A 13,911-nucleotide genomic window follows, 5' to 3' on the forward strand; every position below is an offset into this window, starting at 1 on the left:
GCCGGAAAGCATATCAGAGCTGTAGATTTATAAGAAAAACTAAGAACTACAACGCGTTATAGCTGTCTTTGAACGTCGCAAGTGACATTGTGGCTGGCCCGCCGCCTGCCCCGACGCCACCGTTGCGTGCCTTGCCAGCGCTTGAAGCGCTCTGTTTCTGACCTCCAGCTTCTCGTCTTTCACGAGATGGCTGGCCAGTATTCTTTCCGGAGAGCGGATGATCCGACCCTCGGCGTTGCTTATGTTGTGCCTGACGTTACTGCTGCCCATGGCGGCGGTCGCACGTCTGGACGGGCCGCTGGAAGTGACCAAGCCCGGCAAGGTTCGTGATTTGGCGCAGATCCGTTCCAGCCGCACCCTGCGTGTGCTGGTCAACCAGAGCCGTAACAGTTCCGGTGAGGTCCAGGGCCAGGCCATCGGGGTCGAATACCATCGTCTGCGAGCCTTCGAGCAATACCTGAACGGCCATGCCCGGGATGGAGAAGCAATCAACCTCAAGATTATTCCCAAGGCCAAGGACCAATTGCTCGGCGCGTTGGCCCGTGGCGAAGGCGACTTGGTGGCGCCGGGTGAATTACTCGATGTGAAGGCCGCGCACAAAATCAGCACCAGCGACCCGATTGCCAGTGGTGTGCCGCTATGGCTGGTGGGCGTGAAGGGTGAGCGGCGGTTTACCAAGCTGGAGCAATTGTCCGGGCGCACCCTGGCGTTGACCACCGGCAGTGCGGCGGCGGACGCGATCAATCAGGTCAACCAGCAACTGGCGCTGCACAAGCGCCCGCCAGTAAAGGTGGAGTGGGTTGACCCGACGCTGGCCGTGGAGGATGTGTTGGAGATGGTCCAGGCCGGGATCTTCCACCTCACCATCGTTGAAAAACCGATTGCCGAGCGCTGGTCGAAAATCCTGCCCAAACTGCGTTTTGATCGGCAGGTGGTGATCAGCGAGCCGGGCGACGAATACTGGTTTGTGCGCCAGGATGCCTCGATGCTGCGGGCCAGTATCGATCGCTTCCTCAAGACTTACCATACGCCGTCCGACCAGGACGTGGCGTTCCAGCGGATCTATCGACGTCTCTACCAAGTGCGCAACCCGCTGGCCCGCGCCGACCGCCAGCGCCTGGAGAAACTGCGTCCGGTGCTGCAAAAGCACGCCCGTGAGCAGGGCATGGACTGGCTGAACCTGGCCGCGCTGGCGTTCAAGGAATCCGCACTCGACCCTGGCGCGCGCAACAGCGGCGGGCCTACCGGCCTGATGCAAATCACGCCATCGGCGGCCCAGCGGGTGGGGGTGAACAATATCGAGAGCCTGGACAGCAACGTGCAGGCCGGTGCGCGCTACCTGGCGATGATCCGCCGCAAGTTCTTCGCCAGCCCCAAACTCAACGAGCGCGAGCGCATGGCCTTTGTGCTGGCGGCTTATAACATGGGGCCGGAGCGGGTCCAGGGTATGCGTGCAGAAGCTCGCCGGCGGGGCTTGAACCCCAATCAGTGGTTCTTCCAGGTCGAGCGTATTGCCATGGAACAGGTGGGAATGGGCGGCGTCAGCTATGTTAATAGCGTGAACAAGTATTACTTGGCGTTTGATCGGGAGCGTGAATCCCTGGAGCCGTCGGCGCCGAAAATTGCCTCACGAAAATAATCGGTTTTATCGATAAGTATTAGGCGATTTTTGCGCTTTTATCATTGTCTGATCCGATTAATATAGCGGCCAACCAACCCCTACTTTGAAAAGGATTCTCTCCATGAGCCCACTGATCACTCGCATTCTGTCCACTCGCGCCGGTTACGGCCTGACCATCCTGCGAATTTTTGTCGGCATCGTTTTCGCCGCTCACGGTTCGCAAAAGCTCTTTGGCTGGTTTGGCGGCGGCGGCTTGGCCGGTACTGCGCAATACATGGAAAGCCTCGGCCTGACCCCAGGCACGCTGATGGCGGTGTTGTCCGGCGGTACTGAGTTCTTCGCCGGCCTGGCCTTGATCATCGGCTTGCTGGCGCGTCCAGCGGCTTTGGGCCTGACCTTCCTGTCGCTGGTGGCAATCTTCTCGGTGCATATCCATAACGGCTTGTTCATGGCCAACAACGGTTATGAGTTCGCCTTGGCCTTGCTCGGTGGTGCGTTGGCGGTACTGTTCGAAGGTGCTGGCAAACTTTCGGTCGACCGCGCCATCGCCCACTGATGACCCGCGTTACCTGCTGAAAAAGCCCGCCATGAGCGGGCTTTTTCATTGCTCGGGATTCTTGACATCGCCCCACCGGCTTCTCTAGGATGCTGCTCATGCGCCGATTTAAACAGCTAATTGCGGGGCGCCACTGGGACTCAATGCAGCCCGACAGAAGCATGCACTCATCAAGAGTCAGGTTTCGAAATACCGCTAAAGCGCTGGTTCGGTGTTGCCTCTCACCTGCCCGCAGACTTTTGAGGCAGAGACACGACACGATGAATGCACCACGCCCCCTCATACGCCTGGCTCCGATCACCGCGGACCTGACTCAACGCAACCCCAAAATCCTCTTGGGTGGCAAGCATCAGCCGACCTTGCTGCGTTACCTCGACGGATGGCCGCGCCGCACCGGGCGCCCTTCAGCATTTCTGATCCAGTTTGTGGAAGATGGCGACTCCCTGGCGCGTTTTGCCAGCAACAGCTTTGATCTTGCCGTTATCCAGGCACCCAGCGCGGGCGATGCCGAGGAAGTGATCCGCCAACTGACGCGCATCGCCCGGCAAGGGCTGATTGCGCGTCGTTGACGGCTGATCAGTGAACGACAGCCGCCGATCGACGACGCCGGTGGTAGAGGAACACTGCACAGGCGATCAGGCATAACGGCAGCGGTACTGCGCCAATCATCAGCAGCTTGAGGTTGCGTTCTGTTCGATGCACCGATGCATACGCCTGGACCTTGAGTGCCTGCAACTCCATGGGCAGCCGCAGGCGTTCCTTGTTGAGCGCCTGCAACTGGATATTGGTGTCCACTGCACGGGTGCCGAAGCCAATACTCGGTGGGTTCAGGCGTTGCCATTCTTGCTCGGTTTGCTCCAGCCGTTTTTGCAGTTCCCCGGCCTTTTGTGCATAAGCCTGTGCGGCCGCCTCGCGCAGTTGCTCCAGTGCGTGGGTGGACTGGCTGCTTGCACGGGGTTGAATGCTTGCGAGCACGTCGGGAGCCGCAAGGTTATCCAAGGTGTTCAAGACAAACATCACGTTGTTGTTGGGCGCAGAGTTGATCACAGCGTCCATCAGTAAATCGGTGTCCGCGACCACCACCACCTCGATCTGTGCGGCCTTTTGCAAGCCTGCAGGCTGCCCGTCAATGCCGTCTGGAAAGGCCGAGTAGGCGGGGCCTTCGAGGCGCGCCGCGATCACGTGGGGTTGCGTGGCAGCCGGTATCCTTTCAGCCAGTAAGTCGTCTGCAGACGTTGCTGCAAAGCGGCCTGCGTCCAGCAGGGTGGAGCGCCTGGAGCTTTGTAACAGAGGCGTGAGTGTGGTGCGGCTTTTCCTCACGCGCGACAGCGCACCGCTGCTTGATACGATGACTGTATCCAATTTCCAGGCACTCACATCGTTGGCCGCCATTGCTTGCCGTGGCAGGTTCAGCTTGGCCGGGTGCAGTACTGCTGGCGCACCTGAACCAAATGCGTGATCGACCAGCAGTTTGTCCGCCGGCATCTGTATGCCCCAAGCCGCCAGTAGCCCGTCCAGCCTTGTGTCGACGGGTTTGGCGTCTGTCTCGGCCTCGCTCACCGGGTCAATAAAGAGCATCAGTTTGCCGCCCCTCAATACAAACTGGTCAATTGCATACAGGGTTTGTTCCGGCAGGGCGCGCGGGTGCACAACCATCAGGGTTTTGATCGATTCGGGCACTGTCGGAGTGCTTGATGCCAGGCCTGTCAGATCAAAATGCTGATGCATCTGTGCCAGCAACTGTTCACCGGACGCGTTCAATGCCAACCCCGTCAATACGCCGACGGTGGGGGGCTCGGGGTGCATCAGTTGGTGGATCAGATGGCTGATTTCGTACTCAAGCAAGGGCTCGTCATCCAGGCGCAGTACATTGATACGTTGCGCGGGCTGGCCTGGGCGGGTGCCGATGAGGCCAAGAAAGCCTTGCTTGTCATCCAATCCGAACAGGCCGGCCTTGTAGGCATCCTCTGAATAAGGAGTAGGATCTATAACATGTAGGTTAATCATGGTTGCTGACGCTTTTTCGAACTCTTTGAGTAAATCTTCCACTCGTTCGCCGAAGCGGTTTATTGCCTGGCTTCTTCTTGGGTCATTACTTGAGTTGAAGTAATACAAATCCAGTGGGTGTTCCAGAGAGGCAAGCAGTTGTCGCGCAGGGGGCGATAACGTGTGGATTTTCTGCTGTGAGAAGTCCCAGCGGATATTCGGTAGTTTGCCGACCCACGCGAGATTGAATGCAAGGAAAAGCAGCAATATGACCACCAGTGTCATACCCGTACTCAGAGTAGAACGCATCGTTTGCTTTCCTTCTCAACTGGTTTTGTAGTTGAGCGTGACGGTGGATGCCGAGAGAAAGGCAAGGATCATGCTGATGTAGTACAAGCCGTCATGCAGCGTTAGTTTGCCGTTGTCGATAGCCCCGAAACGTGAAATCGGGTTAATCGAGACCAGGCTGTCTACGACCCAGATCGGCGCCTGATGCTCAAGTGCGTCGAGAACCGATGAAAGTCCGCTGGCGGCCAGTAACATCACCACCGTTATCAGGAAGACAGCCAAACGTTGGTGGGTCAGGGTAGACGTAAAGCATCCGACAGAAAGATAAGCGCCGGCCAGCAACCAACTGGCTAGAAACTGTGAAGCGATAACACGGTTGTCGGCGGTGCCGAGGTAGTTGGCGAGGATTACCAGTGGGAAAGTAAGCAGCAATGCGATTGCGCACACGACCCACGCAGCCAGAAACTTTCCGATGACCCGCTCTGCGCTGGTGATAGGCAGGGTTTTCATCATGTCGCGCATGCCGGCGTGGTGTTCGTCCGACCATAATTGTGTCGACAACATGGGAATCAGCAGCAGGTAGAGCCAAGGGTGCAATTGGAAAAACACCTGCAGGTCGCCGCTTTCCTGTTCCAGCCATTTGCTTGTGTACAACCCCAAGGTGGCGCACAACACTAGAAACGCGGCAATACCGAGGTACGTGCTGGGTGTACAGGCATAACTGGCCAGTTGGCGCTTGAAAATGACAGGCAGCAGTTTCAAAGAGTGACCTCGTGGCTCAGATGCTGAACGACTTCGTTCAGGCGACCTGGCTCCAGATTCAGTGACGTTATGTTCCAGCCGCGGCTGGCGATAAGTGCGTTGATATGGGGGTAGATGGCGTGCCCGGGCATCGCCAGAACCGTTACGGTGCCGGGCGCATGCCGGTCCTCTTCTATACCTGCCACGCCGGGTAATACGGCAAGGGCGAGTAAATCCAGGGGTGTTTCTGCGGCCAGCGTGACAGCTCGGTAATGCCGGGAGTTGCGCTGCAAATCGGGCAGCGGGGTGTCTGCCACAAGGTGCCCTGCTGCGATAACCAAGGCGCGCGTGCAAAGGCTCGACAGGTTGTCGCAATGCCGGGAGGCGATCAGGACCGTCATGTCTTCGGTCAGCGACTGGATCAGGGTCTTGAACTTGAGCAGTTGATCCGTTGCCAGCCCCTCAATCGGTTCATCGAGCAGCAGCAGGCCGGGGGTGTGCAGGATCGCCTGGGCGATAGCGACTCTGCGCTTCAAACCGACGGAAAGCGTATCGATCGGTGCATCGAGTACACGTGATAATTCCAGGCGCATGGCTGCTCGATCAACCCGGCTGCGTTTTTCAGCACCGCTGAAGCCGCGTACGGCGGCAATGAAATTGAGCACGCCTTTGACCGACATCGTTTGATGGCTAAGGCCGTCCTGGAGTTGATAGCCGAGGGCTCTTCGCGCTTGCAGAGGATGAGCCTGGGTATCAAAGCCTTCGACAGTGACATGCCCGGCCGAGGGGCTGGCCAAACCGGAGATAACATTCAGCAGTGTGGTTTTGCCTGCGCCACTCTCCCCGAACAAGCCGATACATTCCTGGCGTTGAGCGCTGAACGAGAGATTAGTGATGACGTTTCTTTTACCCAAACGCTTTGTCAGGCTGCTTATCTCGAGCATCTTTTTACCGAATAAGTTTTGCGAGGCGTAAGAACTTGTACCGTCATGCACGGTAAGCGCCGAGAAAGATACGTTTAATCATTGGACTTGGGAACAAGGGGACATACTTCTCAGATAATTCCTACGCCGAATCGGATAACTTGCTGAAACAATTGCGTTGTTCCGAGGTTAGTTAATGGCCGGGTATTTATCTGGCGCTTATATAAGGTTTACTCTTTCGCAATAAGGCCTGAATATCATGATGCTTCTTCGCACGCTTGTTCTTGAACGCAGCGGTCAGGACACGCCGGTCAACGGTGCACTGCTTTGTGGGTTTGCCGTTGCACAGACCGATTCCAATTTTTTGGTCTATAGCCTGGATGAAGAGACCGAACCTGGTAACTCCAGGGTCTACATCGCGGCGCTACGCAAGAAACTCGACCGGTACTTCCTCGGCGGGGTCGAGTCCAAGGAAGACCTGCAAGTTGCCATGCAAGTGTTCAAGCAAATCCTGATGGTGGCCGCCGCTTCCGGGACTAAGAACGGCACCGTTATCGAATCCTCGGTGCCTTTTCATTTCATTGATTTGAAAGGCTGCAAGTTACCGCCCGCCAGGCCTGAGGACCATCACTCGATGATCATCAAGAAGGCATTGGTCATGAAGGTCATTACCCTGGGCATGTCGGCACCCGTACTGCCGGCCATCGAAAGTGCTTCGTTGATCGTGCCTTCGATTCGCTTCTCGTCGCAGATGATTTCGCCGCCCAGGGCCACGAACCCAGCCAGGCCCGTCGAGCCGCCAGTTTCAGAGCCGGCCCAGGCTCAGCCATTGGAGGCTCCCGCCGCGATAGCCCCTGCGCCAGAACCTGAACCAGAGCCAGAACCAGAACTAGCGCCAGAGCCAGAGCCAGAGCCAGTGCCCGTCGAGCTCAGCGTGCCACCTGTTCAGGTCGAGCAAGCAGCGCCTGCACCGCGCCCACCTGTGCCGAAGATGGAACATGCCTCGTTGGTTGAGGTAGACAGCACGTTGTCCAGCCTGGCAAAGGTCGCCCAAGAGCTGTCGCAACAGCAACTTGCGGTGAACGAGCGCGATGAAATGCTAACGCAGTGGCAGGCACGACTCGAGCAGGAACAGGGTGAGCTGGACGAAAGGAGCCAGGAGTTGCAGCAACAAGCAACGCAGTTGCAGGCGCGAAACCTTGAGGTTGGCCAAAAGGCTGAGAAGTTGACGCTGGCGCTGTCGCAGGTGGCGGGAATACGCCAGCGCCTGCAGAGTGTACTCCTGGAGCTTGATCAAACCCTGGACGGCCAGGCTTGAAGCTGATGTGTTCTACGGTCTGGCTACTTTTCAGGGTTCATTTATCATCAACCCCAGCCGGCCGGCGCCAGGGCATGACGCCTTGGCGTATCGGCACCATTGGACACTGTCTGGGGATGCACGCGTTTGAGTACCAAGCTGATAACCAAAGAAGGTCATGAGGCGCTGAAAAAAGAGCTGGATTACCTGTGGCGTGAAAAGCGTCCAGATACCACCCGCAAGGTGACTTGGGCGGCGTCCCTCGGTGATCGCAGCGAGAACGCGGACTATCAATACAACAAGAAACTGCTGCGTGAGATTGATCGGCGTGTGCGTTACCTGCGCAAGCGCCTGGAAGACATGCGGGTGGTGGAGTACATGCCCGAGCAGGAGGGCAAGGTGTTTTTCGGCGCCTGGGTCGATATCGAAAATGAGCAGGGCGAGACCAAGCGGTTTCGGATCGTCGGCTATGACGAAATTTATGAGCGCATGGATTACATCTCCATCGACTCCCCGATGGCCCGGGCGTTGCTGCGCAAGGAAGTCGACGATGAAGCCATGGTGCAGACGCCAACCGGCGAGGTGTGCTGGTGGATTACGGGTATCGAGTATGTGAAGTAAACGCTGGCCGGCACGCCGTCGGGCGTGCTGGCCAGCGCTGGTTTTCAACCTTCGCGTAACACCGTCAATGGGCTGGCATTCAACGCGCGACGCGTACCGAATACACCAGCGCCGCCGATCAGCACGGCACCGATCACTGGCAGCAATAGCATCCACGCGTGCGGATGCCACGCCAGGTCAAAGGCGTAACGGTACAGCACCCAGGTCACCAGCTCGGTGCCCAGGGCTGCCAGCAAGCCGCTTACCGCACCCAGCAAGCCGAACTCGATCCGTCGCGCCTTGACCAGCAACTTGCGCTCGGCCCCCAGCGCCCGCAACAGCGCGCCTTGGCGAATCCGCTCATCCAGAGTGGCCTGCAGGCCCGAAAACAGCACGGCCATGCCCGCCGCCAGCACAAACAGCAACACGTACTCCACCGCCAGGGTCACTTGGGCGAGGATGCTGCGCAACTGCTCCAGCAAGGCTTCGACCTGCAGGATAGTGACGGCCGGGAAGGCCCGGGACAGGTCGACGATCTGTTGGTCATGCCCCGGCGCCAGATAGAAGCTGGTCAGGTAAGTAGCGGGCAGGTCCTTCAAGGTGCCCGGCTGGAAAATCATGAAAAAGTTGGGCTGGAAGTTGTCCCAGTTGATGGTTCGCAGGCTCGTCACCCGTGCTTCGCGGTTCTCGCCACCGACGGTGAACACCAGGTGATCATCGAGCTTCAGCTTCAGGCTTTCAGCGACCTTGGCTTCTACCGACACCCCTGGGATGCCATCGCCCGGTTGCTGTGACCACCAAGCGCCTGCAGTGAGGAGGTTGCCCGGTGGCAGGTCGGCTGCCCAGGTCAGGCTCAGGTCGCGCTGCACAGCGCGGTCACCGCTGGAGTCTTTGCTGACAATCTCCTGCACTGGCGCGCCATTGATGCTGATCAAGCGGCCCGGCACCACCGGGTACAGCGGCGCCGCTTGTGCTTGCAACTCCAGCAGGCGGGCGCCAAAGGCGTCTTTATCGGCCGGCAGGATGTTCAAGGCGAAATAGTTGGGGGCGTCCTTGGGTAGCTGGTTTTGCCAGGTGTCGAGTAATTCGCCGCGCAGCAGGGCGATCAAGCCCATGGACAACAGGATCAAGCCAAATGCCAGGGACTGGCCGGCTGCGGCCAAGGGATGGCGCAGCAACTGGCCCAAACCCAGGCGCCAGGGCAGCGAGGCGCGAGCCAGTAGCCGGCGCAGGCTTTGCAGTAACAACAACAGCAGGCCGCCAAGGATCAGCGCGGCCATCACGCCACCGCCGAGCAATGCGAAGGTCAGCACCAGATCGAGGCTCAGGCGCCACATGATCAGGCCGAGGGCGAACAGCGCAGCGCCATACACCATCCAGGTGCTGGAAGGGATCGGCAGCATGTCACGTCGCAATACCCGCAGCGGCGGCACCCGGCCCAACGCTGCCAGGGGCGGCAATGCGAAGCCGGCGAGGGCGACCAGCCCGGTGCCGATGCCCGCCACTGCTGGCAGCAGCCCGCCGGGCGGCACGTCGGCCGGCAGCAAGTCATGCAGGAAATAGAACAGGCCAAATTGCGCCAACCAGCCGAGCACGGCGCCGGTGAGGCTGGCTAACAGGCCCAGTACGCTCAGTTGCAGGCTGAACAGCAGCATTGTTTCGCGGCGTGACAAACCCAGGCAACGCAGCAGCGCGCTGGCGTCGAAACGGCGGCTGGCGAAGCGGTTGGCCGACAGCGCCACGGCCACGCCGGCCAGCAGCACTGCCACCAGGCTGGCCATGTTCAGGTAACGCTCGGCCTTGCCCAGGGCTCCGCCGATCTGCTGGTTGCCGTCACGCGAATCCTGCAAGCGCTGGTTGGCGGCAAGGCCCGGCTTGACCAGGTCGCGATAGGTTTGCAGTGCCGTGCTGCCCTGGGGCGCACGCCACAGTTCGCGGTAGCTCACGCGGCTGCCGGGTTGCACCACGCCGGTGGCGTCCAGGTCGGCGAGGTTGATCATCACCCGTGGCGTGAGGCTGTAGAAGTTACCGGCGCGATCGGGCTCGTAGGTCAGGATGTGCGTCAGCCGCAGGGTTTTCATGCCCACGTCGATGCTGTCGCCGACTTTGAGGTCCAGCGCCGTCAGCAGCCGTGCTTCCACCCAGGCTTCGCCGGGTTTTGGGCCGCCTCCTGCAGTTTCTGCGCCGAACGGCTGCGTGGCGCTTTTGAGTTCGCCGCGCAACGGGTACTGCTCGTTGACCGCCTTGATGCTGGAGAGCTGGATGCCATTATCGGTCGCGATAACGCTGGAGAACTCAACAATGCGCGCGTGATCCAGGCCCAGTTCGGTGCCTGACCTGATTTGCTCGAAGCGGGCCGGCGAGCTGCCTTCGAGTACCAGGTCGGCACCGAGGAATTCGGTGGCACGCAACAGCATGGCGCCGTTCAGGCGTGCACCGAAGTAGCCAATGGCGGTGCTGGCCGTGACCGCCACCAGCAGGGCGAAAAACAACACGCGCAACTCACCGGCGCGGGCGTCGCGCAGTAATTGGCGCATGGCAAGGCTGAACAGGCGCAACAGCGGCAAACGTGCCATCAAGGCTCCAGGGGCGCGACCATCAGGCCGGCTTCAAGGCGGATCAGGCGCCGGCAACGGTGGGCCAGGCGCTCGTCGTGGGTGACCAGCACCAGGGTCGTGCCGCTTTCTTTGTTGAGTTCGAACAGCAGGTCGCTGATGCGCTCGCCGGTGTGGCTGTCGAGGTTGCCGGTGGGTTCATCGGCAAACAGCACATCCGGTTCGGCGGCGAAGGCCCTGGCGATAGCGACGCGCTGCTGCTCGCCACCGGAAAGCTGGCGCGGCGAGTGGGTCAGGCGTTGGCCCAGGCCCACACGCTCCAGCAGGTGGGTGGCGCGCTCGCGGGCGTCCTTGCGGCCGTCCAGCTCCAGCGGCAGCATGACGTTTTCCAGCGCATTGAGGCTGTCGAGCAGTTGGAATGACTGGAAGACAAAACCCACGTGCTCGGCGCGTATGCGTGCGCGCTGGTCTTCGTCGAGGGTGCTCAAGGCTTGCCCGGCCAGCGTGACTTCACCGCTGCTGGGCAGATCGAGGCCGGCCAGCAGGCCGAGGAGGGTGGATTTACCGGAACCGGAGCTGCCGACGATAGCCAGGCTATCGCCCTTGTTCAGTTCCAGGCTCAGTTCGTGCAGGATAGTCAGTTCACCTTCCGCGCTGGGAACCACTTTGCTAAGGTTTCGCGCGGTGAGAATGCTTGCGCCCATGGAGAATCCGATGCGAATGTGGTTTTTGAGTGCTGGCCTGGCCTTGATGTGCATGGCCCAGAACGCAGCGGCGGGTACAGTCCTGATCGTTGGCGATAGTATCAGTGCCGGTTTCGGGCTGGATACCAGCAAAGGGTGGGTAGCGTTGCTGGGACAACGGCTCAAGAGCGAAGGTTTCGACGATAAAGTGGTCAACGCCTCCATCAGCGGCGACACCAGTGCCGGAGGCCTGGCGCGGCTGCCGGCGGCGCTTGCAGAGCATAAACCGGATGTGGTGATTCTCGAGTTGGGTGGCAATGATGGCCTGCGTGGGCAGCCGCCAGCGCAATTGAAACAAAATCTTGCGTCGATGATTGACCAGTCCAAGGCCAAGGGCGCCAAGGTGCTGCTGCTGGGGATGCAGTTGCCCCCAAATTATGGCCCTAAATACACCACGGCATTTGCCGAGGTCTACGGTACCTTGGCCAAGGAAAAAAGCATCCCGCTGGTGCCGTTTTTCCTTGAGGGCGTGGGCGGCCATCCCGAGTTGATGCAGGCCGATCAGCTTCACCCGGCAGTCGGCGCACAGGGCAAGTTGCTGGAAAATGTCTGGCCGACGCTAAAACCGCTGCTATGACGCTTTTCTACCGGCAGGCTTTCGGCTAAGGTGGCGCCCCCCCGATCTGGAGCCCCCGATGTCGCGCCCTGCCTGGTCCCTGTTCAACTACCAACTGATCGAGCCTGACGAGCAGCTGGATCTGTTCGCCTGCCAGGAAGTCCGGGTGCATCTGGTTGCGCGTCAATTGGAGCTGGGTGGCTCGATCGACCGCACGCTGTGCGGCACTTTGTTGCCGGCGCAACCACGCTGGTCATCGGTGGACCGTGCGATTTTTCAGGACCAGCGCCTGTGCCCGCTGTGCCGGGCAATTCTCGAATCGCAAAAGCGTGGCACGCCGCTGATCTGGCCAGAGCTGCGCTTCGAGTAGCAGCGGGGCAGGTTGATGCCTGGATCGCGCTTCACGTATACAATCAGTGTTTTCCTACCCGTCGTTCTGCGAAGGATTTTCCGGATGTTGTCGCGCCTTTCCGTCGTTACCTGCTGCCTGTCTCTTGCTGCCTTGTGTGCAGCCGGTTCGGCGTCAGCCTTGCAGTTGCCCTTGCCCCCGCCGGGTGAAGACATCGTCGGTCAGGTCCAGGTGATCAAGGCCAAGTACGAAGACACCTTTGCCGACCTGGGCACCACCTATGACCTGGGCTATTCGGAAATGGTCGCGGCCAACCCGGGTGTGGATGCCTGGTTGCCCGGCGCGGGCACCGAGATTGTGCTGCCCACGCGGTTTATTCTGCCGCCCGGCCCGCGCGAAGGTATCGTGATCAACCTGGCGGAATACCGGCTCTATTACTATCCCAAGGGCCAGAACGTGGTGTACACCTTCCCGTTGGGCATTGGCCGTGAGGGCTGGGGTTCGCCGGTCGCGCACACCACCATCACCGGCAAAATCCCCAACCCGACCTGGACCCCGCCCGCCTCGATCAAGGCCGAGCACGCCGCCAATGGCGACCCGCTGCCCAATGTGGTGCCGGCCGGGCCGGATAACCCACTGGGGCCGTTCAAGTTCACCTTGGGCACGCCGGGTTACCTGATCCATGGTTCGAACATGAAATTTGGTATCGGCACGCGTACAAGCCACGGTTGCTTCCGCATGTTCAACAACAACGTGCTGGAGATGGCCGACATGGTGCCGGTCGGCACCTCGGTGCGCATCATCAACGATGCGTACAAGTTCGGCAGCAGTGGCGGCAAGGTCTACCTTGAAGCGCATACGCCGCTGAACGACGATGGCACGCCTTCGGTGGTCGACAAGCACACTGCGGTCATCAATGCCCTGCTCAAGCGCGAAGACCTGGCCAACAATTTGCGCGTCAATTGGGATCAGGTGCGTGATGTGGTGGCCGCCGAAGATGGCCTGCCCACCGAGATTGGGGTACCGGGTGCCAACACGCCGGTGGTGTCCAGCACGCCTATCGATCTGCAGCAATAAGCCTGTTCGATCAAAAGCCCGCCAAGGCCTTGCGCTATGGCGGGCTTTTTATTGCGCTGGATTCAGGGCTGAATTGCAGGCAATAAAAAAGCCGATCCAAGAATGGATCGGCTTGATAACAACCCCGAGGGATTATTACTTGCGGCTTGCTTTTTCAAGCATGCGCAGAGCGCGCTCGTTAGCTTCGTCAGCAGTCTGTTGTGCTTTTTGAGCAGCAGCCAGAGCTTCATCAGCTTTACGGTAGGCTTCGTCTGCACGAGCCTGGGAGCGAGCTGCTGCGTCTTCAGTTGCCGTCAGACGAGCTTCGGTTTCTTTGGAGACGCTGCTGCAACCGGTAGCCAGAACTGCGGCCAGAGCCAGAGCAGAGAATTTCAGAACGTTGTTCATCGTGTTCCCCTTCAAGGACTTTCTATTAAATGGCTACTTTCTCAGGGTGAGCTGATAGCCGGCGTACATACTACTCATTACTTGTAGTAAGTAAACTGACGTAGCGCAAGAAGCAAAAAAAATTCTTGTGCCGTATCTATTTTGGCTAATCTTTTGGAGGTTTGTATAAAAACTGCTCAAAAATTTTCATTTCGTCGGGAACTGGATCCAAGCTGAGAGGTCCGGCCAGCCT

Annotated in this window: 14 protein-coding genes; 8 read left to right on the forward strand and 6 right to left on the reverse strand. The window is 59.4% G+C overall.

Features of this window, described 5'->3' with window-relative positions:
* Nucleotides 1–217: 217 nt before the first annotated feature.
* The 3 genes from HU759_RS09410 (at nucleotide 218) to HU759_RS09420 (ending at nucleotide 2,746) form a co-directional block, all read left to right on the forward strand.
* A complete protein-coding gene (locus HU759_RS09410) occupies nucleotides 218–1,639 on the forward strand; it encodes a transglycosylase SLT domain-containing protein (protein ID WP_017136131.1) in 1,422 nt (473 codons plus the stop codon).
* Between the two features lie 103 nt (nucleotides 1,640–1,742).
* The gene (locus tag HU759_RS09415) at nucleotides 1,743–2,177 is read left to right on the forward strand and encodes a DoxX family protein (RefSeq protein ID WP_017136132.1); all 435 of its coding nucleotides are present in this window, start codon (nucleotides 1,743–1,745) and stop codon (nucleotides 2,175–2,177) included.
* 260 nt (nucleotides 2,178–2,437) lie between these two features.
* Entirely contained in the window at nucleotides 2,438–2,746 is a 309-nt protein-coding gene (locus HU759_RS09420) for a hypothetical protein (RefSeq protein WP_003172695.1), read from the forward strand.
* Between the two features lie 7 nt (nucleotides 2,747–2,753).
* Here HU759_RS09420 and HU759_RS09425 read toward each other — a convergent pair whose 3' ends face one another.
* Genes HU759_RS09425 through HU759_RS09435 form a run of 3 tightly spaced genes read right to left on the reverse strand, consistent with a single transcriptional unit; the run spans nucleotide 2,754 to nucleotide 6,136 of the window.
* Nucleotides 2,754–4,472: a Gldg family protein gene (locus tag HU759_RS09425; RefSeq protein WP_026013613.1), complete on the reverse strand. Its 1,719-nt coding sequence runs from the start codon at nucleotides 4,470–4,472 to the stop codon at nucleotides 2,754–2,756.
* 15 nt (nucleotides 4,473–4,487) lie between these two features.
* Complete coding sequence (locus HU759_RS09430; protein ID WP_017136134.1) at nucleotides 4,488–5,213, reverse strand: ABC-2 transporter permease; 726 nt, start codon at nucleotides 5,211–5,213, stop codon at nucleotides 4,488–4,490.
* A complete protein-coding gene (locus tag HU759_RS09435; RefSeq protein ID WP_099549078.1) occupies nucleotides 5,210–6,136 on the reverse strand; it encodes an ABC transporter ATP-binding protein in 927 nt (308 codons plus the stop codon). Before HU759_RS09435 ends, HU759_RS09430 begins: the two co-directional genes overlap by 4 nt.
* A 238-nt stretch (nucleotides 6,137–6,374) precedes the next feature.
* Between HU759_RS09435 and HU759_RS09440 the strand changes: the two genes are divergently transcribed.
* Together HU759_RS09440 and greB are read left to right on the forward strand one after the other, a co-directional pair.
* Nucleotides 6,375–7,433 (forward strand): hypothetical protein, encoded by a 1,059-nt coding sequence (locus tag HU759_RS09440; protein WP_186617326.1) that lies wholly within the window; start codon nucleotides 6,375–6,377, stop codon nucleotides 7,431–7,433.
* Nucleotides 7,434–7,559: 126 nt separating this feature from the next.
* Nucleotides 7,560–8,033, forward strand: a complete 474-nt coding sequence (greB, locus tag HU759_RS09445; RefSeq protein WP_056857197.1) for a transcription elongation factor GreB — start codon at nucleotides 7,560–7,562, stop codon at nucleotides 8,031–8,033.
* A 44-nt stretch (nucleotides 8,034–8,077) separates the two neighbouring features.
* On the opposite strand, the gene HU759_RS09450 is transcribed toward greB, so the two are convergent.
* Together HU759_RS09450 and HU759_RS09455 are read right to left on the reverse strand one after the other, a co-directional pair.
* Nucleotides 8,078–10,588, reverse strand: coding sequence for an ABC transporter permease (locus HU759_RS09450; protein WP_186617328.1), 2,511 nt, complete (start codon nucleotides 10,586–10,588; stop codon nucleotides 8,078–8,080).
* A complete protein-coding gene (locus tag HU759_RS09455) occupies nucleotides 10,588–11,271 on the reverse strand; it encodes an ABC transporter ATP-binding protein (protein WP_017136140.1) in 684 nt (227 codons plus the stop codon). Before HU759_RS09455 ends, HU759_RS09450 begins: the two co-directional genes overlap by 1 nt.
* Nucleotides 11,272–11,281: 10 nt before the next feature.
* Here HU759_RS09455 and HU759_RS09460 point away from each other — a divergent pair, with 10 nt between their 5' ends.
* The 3 genes from HU759_RS09460 (at nucleotide 11,282) to HU759_RS09470 (ending at nucleotide 13,292) form a co-directional block, all read left to right on the forward strand.
* Nucleotides 11,282–11,887, forward strand: coding sequence for an arylesterase (locus HU759_RS09460; protein WP_017136141.1), 606 nt, complete (start codon nucleotides 11,282–11,284; stop codon nucleotides 11,885–11,887).
* A 58-nt stretch (nucleotides 11,888–11,945) separates the two neighbouring features.
* Nucleotides 11,946–12,236: a hypothetical protein gene (locus HU759_RS09465; protein WP_017136142.1), complete on the forward strand. Its 291-nt coding sequence runs from the start codon at nucleotides 11,946–11,948 to the stop codon at nucleotides 12,234–12,236.
* Between the two features lie 84 nt (nucleotides 12,237–12,320).
* A complete protein-coding gene (locus tag HU759_RS09470) occupies nucleotides 12,321–13,292 on the forward strand; it encodes a L,D-transpeptidase family protein (RefSeq protein ID WP_017136143.1) in 972 nt (323 codons plus the stop codon).
* Nucleotides 13,293–13,427: 135 nt separating this feature from the next.
* Here the strand turns inward: HU759_RS09470 and oprI are convergent, their stop codons facing one another.
* On the reverse strand, nucleotides 13,428–13,679 hold the full coding sequence (gene oprI / locus HU759_RS09475; RefSeq protein ID WP_003172710.1) for an outer membrane lipoprotei OprI: 252 nt from the start codon (nucleotides 13,677–13,679) through the stop codon (nucleotides 13,428–13,430).
* Nucleotides 13,680–13,911: the final 232 nt, after the last annotated feature.

It is taken from the genome of Pseudomonas sp. OE 28.3 (genome assembly GCF_014268205.2).
GTDB classification, from domain to species: Bacteria; Pseudomonadota; Gammaproteobacteria; order Pseudomonadales; family Pseudomonadaceae; genus Aquipseudomonas; species Aquipseudomonas edaphica.